Origin of the sequence: Pseudomonas sp. NPDC089395 (genome assembly GCF_044749525.1) — a bacterium.
Classification (GTDB): Bacteria; Pseudomonadota; Gammaproteobacteria; order Pseudomonadales; family Pseudomonadaceae; genus Aquipseudomonas.
On record NZ_JBIVID010000013.1, the window covers coordinates 40820 to 62864 of the forward strand.

The following is a 22045-nucleotide window of genomic DNA, read 5'->3' on the forward strand; positions in this document are numbered from 1 at the left end:
CACGTCGATGAGCCTGCAGCTGAGTTTCGCCCAAGCCAGTGCCACCGGCCCGCGTGAGGAGAACCAGGACGCCCTGCGTCTGGTGACGCCGGCGCCGGAACTTGCCGCCAGCAAGGGCTATCTGTTCGCCCTCGCCGACGGCGTCAGCCAGTGCGCCGACGGCGGCCTGGCAGCCCGCGCCAGCCTGCAGGCGCTGGCCATGGACTACTACGCCACACCTGCCACCTGGGGCGTGGCGCAAGCCCTGGATCGCCTGTTGCTGGCCCAGAATCGCTGGTTGCGCGCCCAGGGCAGCCAGCCGCTGCTGACCACCCTCAGCGCCCTGGTGCTGCGTGGGCGCCGCTTCACCCTGGCGCATGTCGGTGACTGCCGCGTTTACCGCTGGCACAACGACCGCTTGCAGTGCCTGAGCGAGGACCACGTGTGGGACCAGCCCGGCATGCAGCACGTGCTCAAACGCGCGCTGGGGCTGGACCAGCACCTGCTGGTCGATTACCTGGACGGCGATCTGCAGGCGGGCGAGTGCTACCTGCTGCTCAGCGATGGCGTCTGGGCCAGCCTGGGCGACCCGCATATCCAGGCCGTGCTGCGTGATCAGCCCGACCTGCAGTTGGCTGCCGACACCCTGGTTGCCAGCGCCCACCTCAATGGCAGCCAGGACAATGCCAGCGCCTTGTTGTTGCGGGTCGAGCAATTGGGCCCGGCCAACCTGGGCGACACCTTGGTGCAGCTGCAGCAGTGGCCACTGCCCGGCCCGCTGCGCGATGGCCAGGCGCTGGATGGCTGGCAGGTCGACACGCGCCTGGCACACAGCCGCCAGTCGCTGCTCTACCGGGTCCGCGACAGCCAAGGCCAGCCGTGGCTGCTGAAGACTTTGCCCGCAGAACGTGAGCATGAGCCGGGCGCGGCCCAAGCCTTGTTGCTCGAAGAATGGTTCCTGCGTCGGGTCGCCGGCCGCCACTTCCCTGAGCTGCATGCGGCCAGCCAGCGCCAGCACCTTTACTACGTCATGCGTGAACACAGCGGGCACACCCTTGCAGCCCAGCTCAGCGAACACGGCCCGCTGCCTCTGGCCCAATGGCTGGAGGTGGCGCGCCAACTGCTGCAGGCCGTCGGTGTGCTGCACCGACGCAACCTGCTGCACCGCGACATCAAGCCCGAAAACCTGCACCTGGGCGAAGACGGTCAGTTGCGCCTGCTGGACTTCGGCCTGGCGTACTGCCCGGGGCTGTCCACCGAGACACTGCACACGCTGCCAGGCACTCCATCGTATCTTGCGCCAGAAGCCTTCGAAGGCCAGCCACCAAGCCCCCGACAAGACCTCTATGCGGTGGGTGTAACGCTCTATCAGCTGCTGACCGGGCATTACCCCTACGGTGAAGTCGAAGCATTCCAGCGCCCGCGCTTTGGCCAGCCGGTGAATGCCTCGCGCTACCGTCCCGACCTGCCGGAATGGCTTCAACACAATCTGCAACAAGCCGTGGCAGCCGACCCCGCACAGCGCTTCGAAACCGCCGAGCAATGGTTGCTGTTGCTCGAACGCGGCGACCGCCAGGCGCCCGCCAGCCACCCTCGACCGCTGCTCGAACGTGAACCGCTCAAGGTCTGGCGCACCTTGGCCCTGTTGTCTCTGTTACTCAACCTGATTCTGCTGTTCAGCCTGCTCAAGGGCTGAACAGCGCATGCCGATGAGGAAAAACCTGATGAACGCGAAAGTCTGGCTGGTCGGTGCGGGCCCCGGTGATCCTGAATTGCTGACCCTGAAGGCCGTGCGCGCCTTGCAGCATGCACAGGTGGTGATGATCGACGACCTGGTCAACCCCGCCGTGCTGGAGCACTGCCCCCAAGCCCAGGTGATTGCCGTGGGCAAGCGTGGTGGCTGCCGTTCCACGCCCCAGGCCTTCATCCAGCGCCTGATGCTGCGCCATGCGCGGCAGGGGCGCTGCGTAGTGCGGCTCAAAGGGGGCGACCCCTGCATCTTCGGCCGTGGCGGTGAAGAGGCGACGTGGCTGCAGGGGCACGGCATCGAGGTGGAGGTGGTCAACGGTATCACCGCCGGTCTGGCTGGGGCGACCCAGTGCGGCATCTCGCTGACCTCGCGCGGGGTCAGCCGCGGGGTGACGCTGGTCACCGCGCACACGCAGGATGACAGCGAGCTGAACTGGGCCGCGCTGGCTCAGGGCGGGACCACGTTGGTGGTGTACATGGGGGTGGCGCGGTTGGCGCAGATCCGCCAAGGGCTGCTGGAGGGCGGCATGGCGCCGACGACACCGGTGGCGATGATCGAAAATGCGTCGCTGCCTGGGCAGCGCGAATGCAGGAGCGATGTGCGAACGATGCTGGAGGATGCACGGTCGTTTGCATTGCGTAGCCCGGCGATTCTGGTGATTGGCGAGGTGGTAGCTGGGGAGCGGATGGTGCTTGAGGGGATGGCTGCTGCCGGATAGGGCCCGAGCAGGTGCACTAAATCGCAGGCAAAGAAAAACCCGGCCGAGGCCGGGTTTTTCATTGAAGCTTCAGACCAATTACTTGGACTGGGCTTCTACCTGAGCTTCAACGCGACGGTTGACAGCACGGCCTTCTTCGGTGGCGTTGTCGGCAACCGGACGGGTTTCGCCGTAGCCAACCGAATCAACACGGGTGGATTCCACGCCGTACTGCTGGGTCAGAACCTGCTTGACAGCATTGGCACGACGCTCGGACAGCTTCTGGTTGTAAGCGTCTGGGCCGACGGAGTCAGTGTGACCTTCAACCACGGTGGTGGTTTGTGGGTACTGCTTCATGAAGTCAGCCAGGTTCTTGATGTCGCCGTAGCTGTTAGGCTTGACGACCGACTTGTCGAAGTCGAACTTGACGTCCAGCTCAACGCGAACGACTTCGGCAACAGCCGGGCAGCCATCGGCGTCAACGGTAACGTTGGCCGGGGTGTCTGGGCACTTGTCGACGTTGTCGCACACGCCATCGTTGTCGCTGTCGGAGCAGACTTCAGCAACTGGAGCCGGAGCAGGAGCGACTTTGCCACCGCTGCCACCGAAGTTCAGACCAACACCAACGGACGGGCCCCACTCGGTGTTGCCGTTGTCGATGTTGTACATGGCTTCAACGCCAGCACGGGCGAAGAACATGTCGGTGATGTACCACTTGGCGCCAGCGCCAACGTTGGCGAAGGTGGAGTGGTCACGGCCGCTACGAGTGGCCTGGCCCAGGCTCTCGTGAGCGAAACCAGCGGAGACGTACGGACGCACTGCATCGCCTACGGTACCGAGGTGGTAGGTAGCGTCGAGCTTGGCCTTGGAACCTTTGATGTCTTTGTTGAAGACTTCGCCACGAGCGTTGTGAGTCTCGTTGTAGCCCAGGTCCAGGGAAACGTCGTCAGTCAGGAAGTAACCCAGGCGAACACCAGGATTGGTGCCGTCGTTCTTGAAGTTACGCTCGCTGTCGTAGTACTGCTTGGTAACGTTGCCTTCGATTTCGACAGCGCCTTGGCCTTGAGCCAGAACGCCAAACGAAGTAGCGGCTACGAGCGAGCCAATGGCCAAGCCCAAGGTGTTTTTCAATTTCATCCGTTAAATCCCCATCTGGTGATAGTTAAGCAGTCCCACCAACATCCGGGGGACAACTCGACGGCAAGTCTAGCAGAACTCGCCGGTAGGTTAGAGATATTTACAAGTGACTAAGTTTCATCAAGGCCTGCAAATTTCTCTCTAAGCTTGTCTAGCGCGCGCTTGTAGCGCATTTTCGTAGCGCTCAAGCCCATGTGCATGATATCGGCGATTTCCTGAAATTCCAGCTCTGCGACAAATCGAAGCACCAGAATTTCACGGTCAATCGGGTTCACATGCACCAGCCACTTGTCCAACCCGCCCTTTTCCTCCGGTTTCGGTGCCTTGTCTTCAGACGCCTCTTCAACAGGGTCAAGACTCAGGGCATCCATCAACCGGCGTTTACGACGCTCCTTGCGGTATTGGGTAATGCACTCGTTGTAGGTGATGCTGTAGAGCCAGGTCTTGAACTTGGACTTACCCTCGAAGTTCTTCAGCCCGTACAGCACCTTCAGCATCACTTCCTGACAGACATCGTCAGCATCCCGGTCGTTCCCCAAGTAACGCGCACAGACGTTGAACAGGGTCCGCTGGTAGCGCCGCATGAGTTCCTCATAGGCGCGGGTAACGTGATACAGCTCCTCATGCGAACGCGACACCAACTCCTCGTCGGTGAGCTCGCGGGGGTCATAACGCATAGGCGGCGAATGAACTTTATTCAAAACGGATCTGGCCGACAGTCAGGTCAATGTCGCCGCAGGGCCCCGTGGACCCATTTTCGCGGCGGCATACATTAACAGCTTTTGTGCGGTTAGCGGCTATTGACACGCTGCTCAAGCAACACACGGTTGGCAAGAGACACCAATTCGCCATCATCGGTCAACAGCGTCGTCTTCACCGTACCGATTTCCTCGATTTGCCCTTCGACCTCTCCAATCCGCACCTGCTGGCCGACCTGGTAAAGTTCGCGAACGTAGATCCCGGCCAGAATCTGCCCGGCAATTTCCCGGCTGCCGAGGCCCATCGCCAGGGCAACGGCCAGACCAACGGTAATCAATCCAATGACGATTACGTGGTTCAAAAGGTCGGTCTTGACCTCAAGCTGGCTGATGGCCACCGAGATGCTGATGATGATCACCAGGCCTTGGGTAATGCGCCCAAGACCTGCCGAGTATTCAAGGCCGATGCCTTCGGCGGCGCCGCGCACCAGGCCGTTGGCAACCTGCGCCAGCAGTACGCCGGCCAGCAGCACCAACGCGGCACCAAATACCTTGGGCAGGTACAGGGCAAGCATGTCGAGGGTCGCCGAGACCCGCTCCAGGCCAAGCGATTCCGCGGCCGAGACCAGGAAAATCAGCAACACGAACCAGTAGACGATCTTGCCGATCAGGGTCGAGATCGGCACCTGGATGCCGGCGCGGGCCAGCATCTTGGTCAACCCGGTACCGGCCATCAGGCGGTCCAGGCCGAACTTGGCGAGCAATTTCGACAGCAGCGTATCGAGCAGCTTGGCCACCACGAAACCGAGCAGCACCACCACCAGCGCGCCGAACAGGTTGGGGATGAAGTTCGCTACCTTGGTCCATAGTGCGGTCATCGCAGTGACCAGGCTCTGGGTCCAGAGATCGAGTTCCATATTCAATCGGCCTTATCAGCTTTGCTGCCAGCGGCAGCGTTACGACGTACAGGCGCAACATGCGCCGAGCCATTGTTCACGGCGATCAGCAGTGCCTGGCTCCAGCGGCCAAGCAGGCTGAACAGATCACCTGCGCCAACCTGGCGGTTGGCGGTCTTGAGCACGCGACCCAGGCACGCGGCATCGTCACGGTCTTCACCGGAGGGCGACGCCTTGAGCAGGTCACGCAGGGATTCTTCAAACGGATCGTGCATGGGCACCTCGCGCAGTATCAGTCAGAGACGAGAGCGCCGGGCGATGGGTCACACATCGCATGGACCTCATCGCCGGCAAGCCGGCTCCCGCGGGGACACCACAAGCCTTGAGAGGTGTGGGATACCTGTGGGAGCCGGCTTGCCGGCGATGAGGCCCCTGCAAAACTAGACCCACCGCAAGCGTCGGAACAGCCACCACTGCCCCACCGCCAATCCGAGCACGACGACGCAGGCAAACAGGAAGCCATAGGGATTCTCGGCCCCCGGAATGCCGCCCACATTGATCCCCAGCAACCCGGTGATAAAACTCATGGGCAAGAAGATGCACGTGATGATGCCGAAGCGGTACATGGTCCGGTTCATCCGCTCGCTGCGCCGGCGATCCTCGCTCTCCAGCACCAGCGCGGCTCGCTCACGGGTCAGTTCGAGCTCTTCGAGGTAGCGAATCAAGCTGTTGTTCAATTCGTTCCAGTAGTCGGCGTCGGCCTCGGCGAACCAGCTCCACTTGCTGCGCGAGAGCTGCGCATAGATCTCCCGCTGCGGCGCCAGGAAACGCCGCAGACCGGCAGCGCGTCGACGGATCTGCTGCAGGCTGCCTTGCTCGGGGGTGTACCGTTCGTCGGACTCGACCTTTTCCTCTTCCAGGTCGACCAGCTCGGACAAGTCGCTGACCAGTCCCTGGACTTTCTCGGTGAGCAATTCGCCCATCAACAGCAACAGCTCCGACGCCGATTTCGGCCCCCTGCCCTCGTCCAGTTGCTGGAGCACTTCGTCACTGGCCCGCAACGGCCTCAGGCGCAGCGAAATGACCCGCTGCGCCTCGGCGAAGATGCGTACCGACACCATGTCTTCGGGCTCGGCGCCCGGGTTGAGGTTGACCCCGCGCAAGAACACTAGCAACTGCTCGGCCGCCAACGGCAGCAGGCGTGGCCGGGTGTTTTCTTCGAGCAGCAGGTCGCAGGCGAACTCGCTCAGGCCACTGTCATGCAGCAGCCAGGTACGGGTCTGTGGATGGCTGCGATCCCAGTGCAGCCACAGGCTCTCCTGTGGCTGCAGGTGCAGGTCGTCCAGCTCGGTCCGAGCGATCGAGCGCGCGCCGCCTTTACCATCGAGCACCAGGGCATGCACCAGCCCCCACTGCGCGTTGTCTTCCTCGAACATCAAAGCTCCATCAGCGCGCGGGGCGCATCACTCCGGCATTTTCAGCGGGCTTGGCGAGACGATCACGCCGTTGTTGTCGGCATACACGTATTCGCCCGGGCGGAAGGTCACGCCCGCGAAGGTTACGGCCACGTTGAGGTCGCCGATGCCACGCTTGTCGGTCTTCATCGGGTGACTGGCCAAGGCCTGCACGCCCACGTCGGTCTGGATCAGTACATCCACATCACGTACGCAGCCGTAGATCACCAAACCTTCCCAACCGCTCTTGGCAGCCTTTTCGGCGAGCATGTCACCGAGCAGGGCACGGCGGAGCGAACCACCGCCGTCGACCACCAGGACCTTGCCCTTGCCGTCGAGTTCGACCTGCTCCTTGACCAGCGAGTTGTCTTCGAAGCACTTGATGGTGACGATCTGGCCGCCGAACGAATCGCGGCCACCGAAATTGCTGAACATCGGTTCCAGCACCTGGACCAGGTCTGGGTAGGCGTCACACAGGTCGGGCGTTACGTAATGCTGCATGGGAAGCTCCTGTCAGTCACAACGAAAGCGGGTGTAGGCCAAGGCTACACCGGCGAGGCTGTTGCAGTCATCCGGTTGTAGGCGCGGCCTTGTGTCGCGAAAGGGCCGTGAAGCGACCCCCGAGCCCGGTTGCGTTGCAGAGAGTGCTGGGGCTGCTACGCAGCCCTTTCGCGACACAAGGCCGCGCCTACACCGGCTGCGGTTCCCCAAGCGCCGTTGACGCATGCACTGGCACCAGAGGGCCACGCAACCAGCGCTCCACCAACGGCCATACCTGTGCTTGCGCCGCCTTGCTCACCAGCATGTCGACATGCCCGAAAGCGTCGAAGCCCTCCTCGCGCCCCAACCTGAGGAACTGCTTGCGCTCGCCACCGATTTGATCGAACAGCTTGCGACAGGCCCAGACCGGATCCTGGAAATCGCCTGCTCCGGCCACTGCCAGTACCGGCACATCCACATCGGCCAGCCCGGCCCACCAGTCATTGTCCTTGTCACCGAAACGACCGAACAGGCCATGCCAGCGCATGCTCTCCAGGGCCAGGCCGATAGGTTCATCCTCAGGTCCGCGCTTGAAGCGTGGCCCGGAAATCTGCCCCCAGCGCTTGAGCACCAGCTTCGCGCCCCAGGTCAACGGCGGCACTTTCAGCGGCCAATAGACCCGACTGATCTGAGTGCCGAAAAACGCAGCGCTGGCGACCTGTTCGGCGCGCAGGAAACCGCCACCGAGCGCCGCCGCCAAGGTAATGCCACCCAACGAGTGGCCAACCCAGTGCGGCGCCAGTCCGGCTTGCTCCTGAACGAAGGCCGCGATCAGCGGCAGGTCGTCACGGGCATAGTCGGCCACCCGATTGTGCTTCCAGTTGCGGTTGCGCGGCGACAAACCATGGCCACGCATCTCCGGGATCCACACATCGAATCCGGCTCGTGCCAGGTGGGCGCCCAGGCCAATGCCCTTGGGCGAATACCAGAAACGCCGGTTGGAAAAACTGCCATGCAGGAGAATGACCGGTACGCCCTGGGCACGGCCCTGGTCGGCCAGGCCCAGACGGGTCACCGCGATTTCGACGCTGGGGTCAGGGCTGTTGCCGGCCTTGATCCGGTACACGTCTTCGCTGAGGTCGCCGCGACGCTCGGCACTGAGCAAGGCGACGGGAAATAGAGTGCTGCTGCTTTGCATAGGTTGCTTGGTGCACAAAAAAGGGCGGGATCCATCGCTGGAACTCGCCCTGGATAAACCAGGCGGGGGCACGCCCCCGCATTTCACCGCATCAGGCTGCGCCCTGACCCTCGGCCAGGAAGAACCAGGTCTCGAGCACCGAGTCCGGGTTCAGCGACACGCTTTCGATGCCCTGTTCCATCAGCCACTTGGCCAGGTCCGGGTGGTCCGATGGGCCCTGGCCGCAGATGCCGATGTACTTGCCGGCCTTGTTGCACGCGGCAATGGCGTTGGCCAGCAGCTTCTTCACGGCCGGGTTACGCTCGTCAAACAGGTGGGCGATGATCCCCGAATCGCGGTCCAGGCCCAGGGTCAGCTGGGTCAGGTCGTTGGAGCCGATGGAGAAACCATCGAAGTACTCGAGGAACTCTTCGGCCAGGATCGCGTTGGACGGCAGCTCGCACATCATGATCACGCGCAGGCCGTTGTCGCCACGGGCCAGGCCGTTTTCAGCGAGCAGGTCGATGACCTGGCTGGCTTCGCCCAAGGTGCGCACGAACGGCACCATGATCTCGACGTTGGTCAGGCCCATTTCGTTGCGCACGCGCTTGAGTGCGCGGCACTCGAGCTCGAAGCAGTCACGGAACGATTCGCTGATGTAACGCGAGGCGCCGCGGAAGCCCAGCATCGGGTTTTCTTCTTCCGGCTCGTACAGCTTGCCGCCGATCAGGTTGGCGTATTCGTTGGACTTGAAGTCCGACAGGCGCACGATGACCTTTTTCGGGTAGAAGGCCGCAGCCAGGGTGCTGATCCCTTCGACCAGCTTCTCGACGTAGAAACCGACCGGGTCGTTGTAGCCGGCGATGCGCTTGTCGACGCTTTCTTTCAGGTCGGCAGGCAGGCCGGCGTAGTTCAACAGCGCCTTGGGGTGCACACCGATCATGCGGTTGATGATGAACTCCAGGCGCGCCAGGCCGACACCGGCGTTGGGCAACTGGGCGAAGTCGAAGGCGCGGTCCGGGTTGCCGACGTTCATCATGATCTTGAACGGCAGATCCGGCATGGCATCGACCGAGTTCTGCTTGACGTCGAAGCCCAGCTCGCCTTCGAAGATGAAACCGGTGTCGCCTTCGGCGCAGGACACGGTGACGCCCTGACCGTCCTTGAGGATCTGGGTGGCATTGCCGCAACCGACCACGGCCGGAATACCCAGCTCACGGGCGATGATCGCCGCGTGGCAAGTACGACCGCCACGGTTGGTGACGATGGCGCTGGCGCGTTTCATCACCGGCTCCCAGTCAGGGTCGGTCATGTCGGAAACCAGCACGTCGCCCGGCTGCACCTTGTCCATCTCGGACACGTCGTTGATCACGCGAACCTTGCCGGCGCCGATGCGCTGGCCGATGGCACGGCCTTCGACCAGCACGGTGCCCTTCTCTTTGAGCAGGTAGCGTTCCATGACGTTGGCGCTGGAACGGCTCTTTACCGTCTCAGGGCGAGCCTGAACGATGTACAGCTTGCCGTCGTCACCGTCCTTGGCCCACTCGATGTCCATCGGGCGCTGGTAGTGCTGCTCGATGATCATGGCCTGCTTGGCCAGTTCGTTGACTTCGTCGTCGCTCAGGCAGAAACGCGCGCGCTCGGCACGGTCGACTTCGACGGTCTTGACCGAACGGCCGGCCTTGGCTTCGTCGCCATAGACCATCTTGATCGCCTTGCTGCCCAGGTTGCGGCGCAGGATGGCCGGACGGCCGCCCTGCAGGGTCTGCTTGTGGACATAGAATTCGTCAGGGTTGACCGCACCCTGCACCACGGTTTCGCCCAGGCCATAGGCGCCGGTGATGAACACCACGTCGCGGAAGCCCGACTCGGTGTCGAGGGTGAACATCACGCCGGCGGTGCCGGTTTCCGAACGGACCATGCGCTGCACGCCAGCCGACAGGGCCACCAGCTTGTGGTCGAAGCCCTGGTGCACGCGGTAGGCGATGGCACGGTCGTTGAACAGCGAGGCGAAGACTTCCTTGGCCGCGCGGATCACGTTGTCGACGCCACGGATGTTGAGGAAGGTTTCCTGCTGGCCGGCGAACGAGGCGTCCGGCAGGTCTTCGGCGGTGGCCGAGGAACGCACGGCCACGGCCATGTTGTCGTTGCCGGCGGCCATTTCGGCGAAGGCCGTGCGGATCTCTGCATCCAGACGAGCCGGGAATTCGGCCTCCATGACCCACTGACGGATCTGCGCGCCGGTCTTGGTCAGGGCGTTGATGTCGTCCACGTCCAGCGCATCGAGCGCGGCGTGGATGCGATCGTTCAGGCCACTCTGTTCGAGGAAGTCGCGGTACGCCTGAGCCGTAGTGGCAAAGCCGCCCGGCACCGAAACGCCAGCACCTGCGAGGTTGCTGATCATCTCGCCCAGGGATGCGTTCTTGCCCCCCACATGCTCTACATCGTGGACGCCGAGCTTATCGAGGGAAACTACGTACTCTACCAAGGTGATCTCTCCACTAACTGTATTGGAAAAGCTCAAGGGCGCCCGCCTGTCTTCGTTGACTTGGCCGGGACGCTTGTGGCCTGTACCTGGAAAATAAGTGAGAATGCCGACAGCCGCGTTCGGCAAACCGAACTTATCATATCCAAGAATCGTCATCAGCTTAAGGCCCAGATCGCAAATGAAACGAACCGCGTTCTTCATCTCCGATGGCACCGGCATCACCGCCGAAACCCTGGGCCAAAGCCTGCTTGCGCAATTTGAAAGCATTCCGTTCAACAAATTCACGCGTCCGTACATCGATACACCGGACAAGGCGCGGACCATGGTGCAACAAATCAACGCGGCTGCCGAGCGCGATGGCATGCGCCCGATCATCTTCGACACCATCGTCAACCAGGACATCCGCGAGATCCTGGCCACGTCGAACGGCTTCATGATCGACATCTTTTCGACGTTTTTATCCCCGCTTGAGCAGGAATTGACTGCCCATTCGTCGTATTCCGTCGGCAAATCGCACTCGATCGGCGGTAATTCCAACTACATGGAGCGTATCGAGGCGGTGAATTTCGCCCTCGACAACGACGATGGTGCGCGCACCCACTACTACGACAAGGCCGATTTGATCCTGGTGGGTGTGTCGCGCTGCGGCAAGACCCCCACTTGCCTGTACATGGCCATGCAGTTCGGTATCCGCGCCGCCAACTACCCGCTGACCGAAGACGACATGGAGCGCTTGCAGTTGCCGCCCGTGCTCAGGAAACACCAGAACAAGCTGTTCGGCCTGACCATCGACCCGGACCGCCTGACTGCCATCCGCCACGAGCGCAAGCCCAACAGCCGCTATTCGAGCTTTGCCCAGTGCGAGTTCGAGGTGCGCGAAGTGGAGAACCTGTTCCGTCGGGAGAACATTCCCAACATCAACTCCACGCATTTTTCGGTGGAGGAGATTTCGGCGAAGATTCTCGTGGAGAAAGGCGTGGAGCGCAGGTTCAAGTAGGTCTGCACCGGCGAGAGGGCCGGAACAGACAAAAAAAGCCCCGGCATCGCTGCCGGGGCTTTTTCATTTCAGCTGACCACTCAGGACGGCACCACCGCCGCCTGCCCGCTCATCGCCAGGTCGACCAGCTCGCGGTTGGCCACCGCGTACATCGCATAGTCGGTACCGGTCGCATTACGCAGGTCGTCGAGCATGGCGCGCCAGCGCTCGACCATCACCCGGTGCTGCTCGGCCCACAGCGCCACGCGGGCGTCCATGTCCTGCGGCGCATCCGCCATTTGCAGCACGGAGATGGTGATGGCCCGCTGCTGCAGGTCGATGTCGTCGCGGAACGACTCGCGGGCCAGGGCCTGCCAGTTGTTCTCCACCGACAAGTTACTGATTTCCTGCAGGTACCAGGTCAGGTCCAGGGCACTGCCCACAGCGAAGAACGCCTTGGCCACCTGGGCCGGCTCATGCCCAGTGACATCGGCCGCCTCGATGATCGGCAGCAGCGTGTACAGATGGCTGGTACCGGCGACCATGCGCGCCAGCAATTCCGGCACACCGGCATCGACGAAGCCCTGGTAGCGCACCATCCAGCGTTCGCGGGTCGGGCCTTCCAGCAGTTCGTCGAGCTTGAGCCCAAGCTGGGCGATTTTCGGCCCGAAGTGCGCGGTGTCGCGCCCGGCATCCTGCTCGTTGCGCCGGCTGCGCAGGAACCAGCGGGTGGCACGACGGCCCAGGCGCATCAGCTCATCCATCAGGGTCAGCTGGATTTCTGCTGGCACCTGGTAGTCCAGCGCCTCGATCTGGCGGAACCAGTGCGGCAGGTGGAAGATGTCGCGCACGATCACATAGGCACCGGCGACGTTGGCCGGGCTCATGCCGGTCGACTCCTTCAGGCGCTGCACGAAGGTGATGCCCATGTTGTTGACCAGGTCGTTGGCGATCTGGGTGCTGACGATTTCGCGCTTCAGGCGGTGGCGGCGCATGGCCTCGGCGAACTTGCTGACCAGCGACGGCGGGAAGGCGGTTTCCATGTCGCGGGTCAGGTAGTCGTCGTCCGGCACCAGCGACTTGAGCAATTGCTCCTTGAGGTCGATCTTGCTGTACGAAATCAGTACCGACAGCTCGGCACGGGTCAGGCCGTGACCTGCGGCCATACGCTCGGCCAGCTGTTCCTCGGACGGCAGGAACTCGATGGGCCGGTCCAGCTTGCCGCGACCTTCAAGGTCGGCCATCAGGCGCTTGTACTCGGCGATCCGCTCGCGGGCGCGGCGCGCCGCCAGCGACAGGGCCTGGGTCTGCTTGTAGTTGTTGCCCAGCACCAGGCCGGCCACTTCATCGGTCATGCTGCCCAGCAGCTGGTTGCGCTGCTTCTCGGTCATGTCGCCGCCCTGCACCACTTCATTGAGCAGGATCTTGATGTTGACCTCGTGGTCGGAGCAGTCCACGCCGCCGGCGTTGTCGATGAAGTCGGTGTTGGTGGCGCCGCCGTTCAGGCCGAACTCGACACGGCCCAGCTGGGTCATGCCGAGGTTGCCGCCCTCGCCCACCACCTTGCAGCGCAGCTCGTTGCCGTTGACCCGCAGCGCGTCGTTGGCCTTGTCGCCGACATCGGCGTGGCTTTCGCTGCTGGCTTTCACGTAGGTGCCGATGCCGCCGTTCCACAGCAGGTCCACCGGTGCCTTGAGCAATGCGTGCAGCAGCTCGGTCGGGGTCAGGCGATCGGCCTCGATGGCGAAGCGTTCCTTCATCTGCGGGCTGATGGCAATGCTCTTGGCACTGCGCGGGAAGATCCCGCCGCCTTCGGACATGATGCTGGTGTCGTAGTCGCTCCAGGCCGAACGCGGCAGGTCGAACAGGCGCTTGCGCTCGACGAAGCTGGTGGCAGGGTCCGGGTTGGGGTCGATGAAGATGTGCAGGTGGTTGAACGCCGCCACCAACTGCAGTTTTTCCGACATCAGCAAGCCGTTGCCGAACACGTCGCCGGCCATGTCGCCGACACCGATCACGGTGATCGGGTCCTGCTGCACGTTGATGCCACGCTCGCGGAAGTGGCGTTGTACGCCAACCCAGGCCCCACGGGCGGTGATACCCATCTTCTTGTGGTCATAACCGGCCGATCCGCCCGAAGCGAACGCATCGCCGAGCCAGAAGCCGTAGTCGATGGCGATGCCGTTGGCGATATCGGAGAAGGTCGCGGTGCCTTTGTCGGCCGCCACCACCAGGTACGGGTCATCGTCGTCGTGACGCACCACGTTGGCCGGCGGTACCACGCCACCTTCCTTGAGGTTGTCGGTGATATCGAGCAGGCCCGAGATGAAGATGCGGTAGCAGGCCACGCCTTCGGCGGCGATTTCGTCACGCGTGCCGCCCAACGGCAGGCGCCGCGGCAGGAAGCCGCCCTTGGCGCCGACCGGCACGATCACCGAGTTCTTCACCTGCTGGGCTTTCACCAGGCCCAGCACTTCGGTACGGAAGTCCTCTTCGCGGTCCGACCAGCGCAGGCCGCCACGGGCAACGTTGCCAAAGCGCAGGTGCACGCCCTCGACCCGCGGCGAGTAGACGAAGATCTCGAACTTCGGCACCGGCTTGGGCAGCTCGGGAATCAGCTTGGGGTTGAACTTGAAACTGAAGTACGACTTGTTGTGGCCGTTGGCATCAGGCTGGTAGAAGTTGGTGCGCAGGGTGGCCTTGATCAGGTCCAGGTAGCGACGCAGGATGCGGTCCTCGTTGAGCACCTGGACATCGTCCAGGGCGGTGAGGATCGCCTGCTCCAGGCGCAGCTGCTTGTCGTCCAGGTCTTCATTGGTGAGCTTGCGCGCCAGGTAGAAGCGGGTCTTGAACAACCGGGTCAGCTCGCGGGCGATGTCGGTGTGGTTGTTCAGGGTGCTGGCGATGTAGCCCAGGTCGAAGCCCAGGCGGATCTGCTTGAGGTAGCGGGCATAGGCACGCAGCAGCGCCACGTCACGCCACGGCAGCCCGGCGGTGAGCACCAGGCGGTTGAAGGCGTCGTTCTCGGCGTCGCCCTGGACGATGTGGATGAAGGCGTCCTGAAGAATGTCGTTGAGCTGCTGGATGTCCAGGCTCAGGCCTTCGCTGTAGGTGAACGCGAAGTCGTGGATCCAGTACTCGCGACCGCTGGCGTGGCGCAGGCGGTAGGGGAACTCGCCGAGCACACGCAGGCCAAGGTTTTCGAGGATTGGCAGCACGTCCGACAGCGCCAGCGGAGTATCGGCGTGGTACAGCTTGCAGTGCAGCAGGCGTTCGCCCACGCGCGTCAGCGGCTGGTAGAAGCTCATCGCCAGCGGCTTGCTCTCGGACAGTGCCAGCACGTGCTGCAGGTCGACGACCGCCGAATGCGCGGCAAAGCGCTCGCGGTAGCCGGCCGGGAAGCCTTTGGGGAAGTCGCCGAGGATGTTGGTGCCCTGGGCCTCGCCGAAGTTTTCGATCACCAGCGCCGAATAGTCGTCATGCCACGAGCGGCACGCCTGGATCACTTCGTTTTCCAGCTGCTGCGGATCGATGTCGATGCGGTTCTTCGGATCGACCCGCAAGATCAGCTGCACGCGCGCCAGCACCGACTCGGAGAAGAAGGTCCAGAACTCGCAGTCACTGGCCTTCAGGCGCTCCATCAGCACCTGCTGGATCTTCTGGCGCACCTCGGTGGAGTAGATTTCCCGCGGCACATAGGCCAGGCAGTAGCAGAAGCGCCCGTAGGGGTCCTTGCGCAGGAACACGCGGATCTTGTTGCGTTCCTGGATCTGCACGATCGACATCACGGTGCTGAACAGCTCGTCGATCGGGGTCTGGAACAGGTCGTCGCGCGGCAGCACTTCGAGTACCTGGGCCAGCTCCTTGCCCAGGTGGGCTTTCGGGTCGAAGCCCGAACGGCGCTCGACTTCGGCGACCTTGACGCGGATGTAAGGGATGGAATGCACGCTCTCGCCGTACACCGAGGAGGTGTACAGGCCCATGAAGCGGTGCTCCTTGACGACCTTGCCGTCGGCGTCCAGCTGGCGGATCGACACATAGTCCGGGTAGGCCGGGCGGTGCACGCGGCTGGGCAATGCGGCCTTGGCGAACGACAGCAGCAGCGGCTCGGCCAGATAGGCCACGGCGTAGTCTTCGATTCGCAGTTCTTCGGGCGTCAGGCCTACGCGCAGGCGACGCGGCAGCCCCAGGAAGGAGTGCTCGTCGTAGAGCATCTGACCACCGGCAGAACCGGCCTGCACGGTGAATTCTTCATAGCCGAGGAAGGTGAAATGGTTGTCCAGCAACCATTCGAGGAACGCCTTTACCTCGCCCTTTTCATGTTGAACCGGGGCAAACGGGGTTTGCTCCACCAACGCCACGATTTCACGCAGCTTGGCTTTCATCGGCTCGAAATCGGCCACAGCCACGCGCACTTCGGCCAGCACCTGTTCGATCTCGCGGGTCAGCACGTTCAGTTCGGCGGCGTTGGCGCAGCGGTCGATCTCCAGGTACATCAGCGACTCGTGGCGCACACCCTCGCCCTGCGTGCCCTTGGGCAGCAGTTCGAGCAGCTCGCCCTTGGCCCCGCGGCGCACGCTCAGTACGGTGGTCTGCAGGGTGTGGATGCTGTAGCCACGGCGGTTGAGCTCGGTGCGTACCGAGTCGACCAGAAATGGCAGGTCATGGTGCAGTACCTCGACCACGGTATGGGTCGATTGCCAACCGTTGCGCTCGTAGTCGGGGTTGTACACCCGCACCTGCGGCTGCTCGGGGTCGAAGCGCTCGATGATGCTCCAGGCAGACAAGGTGCAGCCGGCAAGGTCCGACAGCCTGCGCTGGGTGAGTTCGTCCAGAGAGATGATGCCGAAGAACTGCTCGGCGAACAGCGCCACTTGTGGCAGTGACTGTTCGCTGATGTGCTGCGCCAGGGCCGCCTGCAGTTGATGCTGGAAGTCGGCTTTGCTGGCTGCGGTGAAGAACGCCATCTGTGGTACTCCGCTTGGGCTTTGTAATAGTTGAAGCGTCGCGTGCGTCCGACGATTACGGATCAACGATAGCCAACCCGTGGCAAGCCGGACGTAAAGTTCAGGGCTCGCCGAAGCTTAACGACTGATCGGTCATTGCCGCTTGCAGCGCTGCGACAATTTCGGTCAAGGGGGGGTAACTTTACGTTTATGGATGCCGACAACACTGTCAGAATTCCCTTTCATTTCCTTGATCCGAGCCCGCCATGCAAATCAATACCGCCCTGCTCTTCGCCACCCCCTGCGACGACGAGGAAGACAACATGGCGACCTTGTGCTGCCACAGCGACAAGGGCCAGATGTTCCTGCTGACGCGTTATCCGGACGAGGACACCGTCGACCTGACCCTGGACGACGAGCCTTCGACACTGGACGGCTTGAAGGTGACCTTGAGTGCCCAGCGGTTGCTGATCGAGGTGGCGGCTGGGGATCGCGATGCGCTGAAGGGCGATGAAGCGCTGGAGATCGTGCTGACGTCGGCGGGGACTGACCTGGAAGAGGTTGAGCTGACCTTGCAGAACATTTTGAAAGGCACCGGCACCTTCGTTAGCGAGCTCTGAGCTTCGAGCACTCGCAAACGCGTGTAGGAGCGGCCTTGTGTCGCGAAAGGGTCGCGAAGCGGCCCTCTGGATTTAGCAGTGCGGCAAAGATCCTGGGTCTGCTTCGCAGCCCTTTCGCGACACAAGGCCGCTCCTACAAACATTGACAGTCCACACCCATAACAGGCATTGTCTGACAACCTGACTACTAGGCAACCGCTTCCATGCTAGAGCTCCAGCGCCCCGACACCCTGGTCGAACGGGTTGTCAACGCCATCCGCGCCGAGATCGATTCCGGCCGCCTGGCCGCCGAATCGCGCCTGCCCACCGAACAGCAACTGGCCGAACAGCTCAATGTCAGCCGTTCGGTGGTGCGCGAGGCCGTGGCACAGCTCAAGGCAGATGGCGTGCTGATTGCCCGTCGCGGGCTCGGTTCCTACATCTCGCAAACGCCCAACGGCACCGTATTCCGCTTCCCCGCCAGCCAAGGGCGCAAGCCGGACCTGGTGCAGATGTTCGAAATGCGCCTGTGGATCGAAACCCAGGCCGCCGCCATCGCCGCGCGCCGCCGCGACCCGCATGACCTGGCGAACATGGCCGAGGCCCTGCAGGCCATGCGCGACAAACGCAGCGACTTCGCCACCGCCTCGGCCGCAGACGTGGCCTTCCACCGGGCCATTGCCGAAGCCAGCAAGAACGATTACTTCGTGGCCTTCCACGACTTCCTCGGCGGCCAGCTGGCCAGCGCGCGACGCACTGCCTGGGAAAATTCCGCCCACTCGGCAGGCGGTTCGGCGGATGCCAGCCATGAGCACCAGGCGCTGTACCAGGCCATTGCCGACGGTGATCGCCAGGCGGCAGCGGCTTGCGCCGAAGCCCACCTGCGCGCCTCGGCCAAACGTCTGAAGATCGACCTTCCCGCCCTCGACTGACCCGGAGAGTCCTTCGCGGCCTGGCGAGGCCTTGCGCACGCACCACTTAGTCTGACAACCTGATAAGCAGTCAACCGATAAAAACTTTAAGGTACTCCTGCATGACTTACGACTACTGCATCATCGGCGGCGGCATCGTCGGCCTCGCCACTGCGATGGCCCTGCTGCAACAGCGCCCCGGCGCGTCCTTGCTGATCCTGGAAAAGGAAACCAGCCTCGGCCGCCACCAGACCGGCCACAACAGCGGCGTAATCCATGCAGGCATCTACTACGCCCCGGGCAGCCTCAAGGCCGAGCTGTGCAAGCGCGGCGCCCAGGCCACCAAGGATTTCTGCCGCGAGCATGACATCGCCTTCGACGTCTGCGGCAAGCTGCTGGTGGCCTCCAACCCGCTGGAAATGCAGCGCATGCAGGCGTTGTACGAACGCTCGCAGCAGAACGGCCTGAAGGTCGAGCGCCTCGACGCCGCCGAGCTCGCCCGACGCGAACCGAACATCGCCGGCCTCGGTGCGCTGTTCGTCGACGCCACCGGCATCGTCGACTACAAGCAGGTGTGCTACGCCATGGCCAAGGTCATCGAGCAGGCCGGTGGCGAAGTGCGCCTGGGCACCACCGTGCAGGCCATCCGCGAGCTGGGCGAGCATGTCGAAATCCGCGACCAGAACCAGACCTGGCACGCCCGCCAGCTGGTCGCCTGTGCCGGCCTGCAATCCGACCGCCTGGCGCGCCTGGCCGGGGTCAAGATCGACCACCAGATCATCCCGTTCCGCGGCGAGTACTACCGCCTGCCGGCCAGCAAGAACCAGATCGTCAACCACCTGATCTACCCGATCCCCGACCCGGAGCTGCCGTTCCTCGGCGTGCACCTGACACGCATGATCGACGGCAGCGTCACCGTCGGCCCCAACGCCGTGCTGGGCTTTGGCCGGGAAAACTACCGCAAGTTCGGGGTGAACTGGCGCGATGTGGCCGAGTACGCGCGCTTCCCGGGGTTCTGGAAAACCATCTGGAACAACCTCGGCTCGGGCACCACCGAGATGAAGAACTCGCTGTTCAAGGGTGGCTACCTGGAGCAATGCCGCAAATATTGCCCGTCGTTGCAAGTCGAGGACCTGCTGCCCTATGAAGCCGGCATTCGCGCCCAGGCGGTGATGCGCGACGGTACCCTGGTCCACGACTTCCTGTTCGCCGAGACCCCGCGCATGGTGCATGTCTGCAACGCCCCGTCGCCGGCTGCCACGTCGGCCATTCCGATCGGCGAGATGATCGCCGAGAAGATCCTCAAGCAGGACACCCCAGCAAAGACCCAGGCGCGCAAGCACTCGACCTCGAAAAACTGAGGCGCTGCGGCGCTGGCGGCGCCTTCGCGGGTGCGAAGTCGCCGACAGCGCCAATAATCACTGATCAGCCGGGCGGATTGTCATGCACCACCCTGCCCCCCGTGGCGGGTCGGTCTATGTACAGCATGTCCAGCGCACTGTTGCGTAACCCCTTGAAGGCATTCCAGTGCGCCGACGTGTGCACGTATTTGCTGCGCAGCAAGGCGTGCTCAGCGGGCGTGAGCTGCGGTTGAAGGCAACGCCCAAGGGCAAAGTCATGCAGCTTGCGGCTGATCACCTGCAGTTCCTCAGGCAGCCGATGCGCCTCGTCCTCGCCCAACGCTACGAACGGCACGCCACCCCTCACCGCCAGTTCACGCATGACGCTCAGGTACACCCGCGAGAGATGCCCGCTCACTTCACGCTCCCGGTACACCGCGGCGTACACCTGTTTTTCGGGGTCCTCCCGCCTGCCCCGGTGCGCATCTAAAGGCTCCTCCCACACCTGTATGACGGGTCGAGGCTCATCCAGCCCCGCGAACGCCGAGGCCAGCAAGGCATCGACGGCAATGTACGCCTGAGTGCTCTCGGCCGGGGTAGTCGCCAGCACCCGGCTCGATTGCGGCTTGCTCAACAGCACCTGTTCGCGCAGGGAAAGCGGATAACCACCGCCGATGTTCGAGTGGACGCCTGGCACGACAATATCGTTGCCGCTGCGTATCAGCGGGAAGTTGTGGCGCCGCTCATCGCCGGCCACCAGTTGCACCACCTGCCGCGCAATGCCTTGGCCAAGCCCTAGCTGCAGGCCATCGTAATCATCATTGGCCGGGTCGAAGTTGCCCCGTAACGGCGCAACGATCGCCGCCACGGTGTCGAACAGCCCGACGAATTCGATCACCCTGTCACCTTGCAGCTCGCTCGGCAGGCTTTGCCCGCCCTTGCCCAATCTGTTGGCCAGATGCCTGGCCGCTGCCGCGCCACGGCTGAAACCGAACAAGTCGAACGCAATGTATCCGGGCAGCACCTGGGGAGCGCTCGCCAGGCAATGGCGTACCTGCTCCGCCACGTCGAGCAGTGCCGTATCCACGCGCGCCTGGACACCGGTACACCCTCTGCCGGTTAGCCCGTCATAGGCTGAGTCGGGCGCCCCTTGCACAGTACCGACGCCCTCCACGTACAGCTTGAGGAAGCACTGATCGCCCATGCGGCCACTGGGGTAAAGCGCGTGCAGCAGGGCGATGTTGCTCGGGGCATTGGCGTAACTGCCCGCTTCGCCGCCGTCAGGGTCCATGGCATTGGCTTGATTGTTGCCGGTGCCATCGAAGAAGATGCCCACCCGTAGCATGGCTGAGCCAGTTTGCTTGTCCATCGTAACGCTCCTTGATGAAATGGAGCGAACAAGCAAGCGTCGGTTGGCGCCGGCAGAAAATCAGCGATTGCCACAAACATCGAGCGCAGATTTCGACGCGGCACTGCGGATGCATTAAAGTATCCCCCCTTGCCAGGTCAGTTGCCTTCCGCGCTCGCCCTGGCCCTATTCCAGGAACCGTCATCGATGGAACACCGTGAAGCGCTGATCGCGCTGCGCACCTTTCTCTCCTCGCAGATTCTCGGCCAGGAAAAGCTTGTCGAACGTCTGTTGATCGTGCTGCTGGCCGACGGCCACATGCTGGTCGAAGGTGCGCCTGGCCTGGCCAAGACCAAGGCCATCAAGGAGTTGGCCGAGGGCATCGAGGCGCAGTTCCATCGCATCCAGTTCACCCCCGACCTGCTGCCGGCCGACATCACCGGCACCGAAATCTATCGCCCGGAAACCGGCAGCTTCGTGTTCCAGCAGGGGCCGATCTTCCACAACCTGGTGCTGGCCGACGAAATCAACCGCGCCCCGGCCAAGGTCCAGTCGGCCTTGCTCGAAGCCATGGGCGAGCGCCAGGTCAGCGTCGGGCGCAGCACGTATGACCTGTCGCCGCTGTTCCTGGTCATGGCCACGCAGAACCCGATCGAGCAGGAAGGCACCTACCCGCTGCCCGAAGCGCAGCTTGACCGTTTCCTGATGCACGTGAAAATCGGCTTCCCCGACGCCGCCGTGGAGCGGCGCATTCTCGCCCAGGCCCGCGGCGAAGCCCTGGGCGGCGAAGTGAAGCCTGAGCGACGGGTCAGTCAGCTGGCGATCTTCGCCGCGCGCAAGGAAATCCTCGGCCTGTACATGGCCGACGCGGTAGAGGAGTACCTGGTGCAGCTGATCATGGCCACCCGCACCCCAGGCAAGTTCGATACCGAAATGGCCGACTGGATCGCCTACGGCGCCAGCCCGCGCGGCTCCATCGCCCTGGACCGCTGCGCGCGTGCCCACGCCTGGCTGGCGGGGCGTGACTTCGTCAGCCCCGAAGATATCCAGGCCGTGTTGTTCGACGTGCTGCGCCACCGCATCATCCTGTCGTTCGAAGCCGAAGCCGCGGGGATCGACCAGGACCGCGTGGTCCAGCGCATCCTCGACGTCGTCGCCGTTGCCTGAGC

The 22045-nt window shown here is 63.1% G+C and carries 17 protein-coding genes; 7 read left to right on the plus strand and 10 right to left on the minus strand.

Going from position 1 to position 22045, the window contains the following annotated elements; translation table 11 throughout:
- Positions 1 to 7: 7 nt before the first annotated feature.
- Positions 8 to 1675, plus strand: a complete 1668-nt coding sequence (locus tag ACIPZG_RS23290) for a protein kinase (protein WP_400717293.1) — start codon at positions 8 to 10, stop codon at positions 1673 to 1675.
- A 28-nt stretch (positions 1676 to 1703) separates the two neighbouring features.
- Positions 1704 to 2447 carry a uroporphyrinogen-III C-methyltransferase gene (cobA, locus tag ACIPZG_RS23295; protein ID WP_400717295.1) on the plus strand — a complete coding sequence of 248 codons (744 nt, stop codon included), beginning with the start codon at positions 1704 to 1706 and terminating at the stop codon, positions 2445 to 2447.
- Positions 2448 to 2525: 78 nt separating this feature from the next.
- Here cobA and ACIPZG_RS23300 read toward each other — a convergent pair whose 3' ends face one another.
- The 8 genes from ACIPZG_RS23300 to ppsA all read right to left on the minus strand — a co-directional run bounded on the left by ACIPZG_RS23300 (position 2526) and on the right by ppsA (position 10756).
- Positions 2526 to 3563 carry an OmpA family protein gene (locus ACIPZG_RS23300; protein ID WP_008090894.1) on the minus strand — a complete coding sequence of 346 codons (1038 nt, stop codon included), beginning with the start codon at positions 3561 to 3563 and terminating at the stop codon, positions 2526 to 2528.
- A 110-nt stretch (positions 3564 to 3673) separates the two neighbouring features.
- Entirely contained in the window at positions 3674 to 4240 is a 567-nt protein-coding gene (gene sigX, locus ACIPZG_RS23305) for an RNA polymerase sigma factor SigX (RefSeq protein ID WP_400717297.1), read from the minus strand.
- A gap of 113 nt (positions 4241 to 4353) precedes the next feature.
- A complete protein-coding gene (locus ACIPZG_RS23310) occupies positions 4354 to 5178 on the minus strand; it encodes a mechanosensitive ion channel domain-containing protein (RefSeq protein WP_400643138.1) in 825 nt (274 codons plus the stop codon).
- Between the two features lie 2 nt (positions 5179 to 5180).
- Positions 5181 to 5432 (minus strand): CrfX protein, encoded by a 252-nt coding sequence (locus ACIPZG_RS23315; RefSeq protein ID WP_317659016.1) that lies wholly within the window; start codon positions 5430 to 5432, stop codon positions 5181 to 5183.
- A gap of 165 nt (positions 5433 to 5597) precedes the next feature.
- The gene (locus tag ACIPZG_RS23320; protein WP_400717300.1) at positions 5598 to 6593 is read right to left on the minus strand and encodes a zinc transporter ZntB; all 996 of its coding nucleotides are present in this window, start codon (positions 6591 to 6593) and stop codon (positions 5598 to 5600) included.
- Between the two features lie 27 nt (positions 6594 to 6620).
- Positions 6621 to 7112: a ribonuclease E activity regulator RraA gene (gene rraA, locus ACIPZG_RS23325; RefSeq protein WP_400717302.1), complete on the minus strand. Its 492-nt coding sequence runs from the start codon at positions 7110 to 7112 to the stop codon at positions 6621 to 6623.
- Between the two features lie 187 nt (positions 7113 to 7299).
- Positions 7300 to 8289 (minus strand): alpha/beta fold hydrolase, encoded by a 990-nt coding sequence (locus tag ACIPZG_RS23330; protein ID WP_400717304.1) that lies wholly within the window; start codon positions 8287 to 8289, stop codon positions 7300 to 7302.
- Between the two features lie 91 nt (positions 8290 to 8380).
- Positions 8381 to 10756 (minus strand): phosphoenolpyruvate synthase, encoded by a 2376-nt coding sequence (gene ppsA / locus ACIPZG_RS23335; protein ID WP_400717306.1) that lies wholly within the window; start codon positions 10754 to 10756, stop codon positions 8381 to 8383.
- Between the two features lie 178 nt (positions 10757 to 10934).
- Between ppsA and ACIPZG_RS23340 the strand changes: the two genes are divergently transcribed.
- Positions 10935 to 11753 carry a pyruvate, water dikinase regulatory protein gene (locus tag ACIPZG_RS23340; RefSeq protein ID WP_008100827.1) on the plus strand — a complete coding sequence of 273 codons (819 nt, stop codon included), beginning with the start codon at positions 10935 to 10937 and terminating at the stop codon, positions 11751 to 11753.
- Positions 11754 to 11833: 80 nt separating this feature from the next.
- Here the strand turns inward: ACIPZG_RS23340 and ACIPZG_RS23345 are convergent, their stop codons facing one another.
- On the minus strand, positions 11834 to 16699 hold the full coding sequence (locus ACIPZG_RS23345) for an NAD-glutamate dehydrogenase (protein WP_400717309.1): 4866 nt from the start codon (positions 16697 to 16699) through the stop codon (positions 11834 to 11836).
- Positions 16700 to 16944: 245 nt separating this feature from the next.
- On the opposite strand from ACIPZG_RS23345, the gene ACIPZG_RS23350 reads away from it, so the two are divergent.
- From ACIPZG_RS23350 to lhgO, 3 genes are all read left to right on the plus strand, one after another.
- Positions 16945 to 17298: a hypothetical protein gene (locus tag ACIPZG_RS23350; RefSeq protein ID WP_400717312.1), complete on the plus strand. Its 354-nt coding sequence runs from the start codon at positions 16945 to 16947 to the stop codon at positions 17296 to 17298.
- Between the two features lie 203 nt (positions 17299 to 17501).
- Positions 17502 to 18209, plus strand: a complete 708-nt coding sequence (locus tag ACIPZG_RS23355) for a FadR/GntR family transcriptional regulator (protein WP_008092794.1) — start codon at positions 17502 to 17504, stop codon at positions 18207 to 18209.
- 101 nt (positions 18210 to 18310) lie between these two features.
- The gene (gene lhgO / locus ACIPZG_RS23360; protein WP_400717314.1) at positions 18311 to 19549 is read left to right on the plus strand and encodes an L-2-hydroxyglutarate oxidase; all 1239 of its coding nucleotides are present in this window, start codon (positions 18311 to 18313) and stop codon (positions 19547 to 19549) included.
- A 64-nt stretch (positions 19550 to 19613) separates the two neighbouring features.
- On the opposite strand, the gene ACIPZG_RS23365 is transcribed toward lhgO, so the two are convergent.
- Positions 19614 to 20897, minus strand: a complete 1284-nt coding sequence (locus tag ACIPZG_RS23365) for a DUF2235 domain-containing protein (RefSeq protein WP_400717317.1) — start codon at positions 20895 to 20897, stop codon at positions 19614 to 19616.
- A gap of 186 nt (positions 20898 to 21083) precedes the next feature.
- Between ACIPZG_RS23365 and ACIPZG_RS23370 the strand changes: the two genes are divergently transcribed.
- Complete coding sequence (locus tag ACIPZG_RS23370) at positions 21084 to 22043, plus strand: MoxR family ATPase (protein ID WP_008092799.1); 960 nt, start codon at positions 21084 to 21086, stop codon at positions 22041 to 22043.
- The last annotated feature ends 2 nt before the right edge of the window (positions 22044 to 22045 follow it).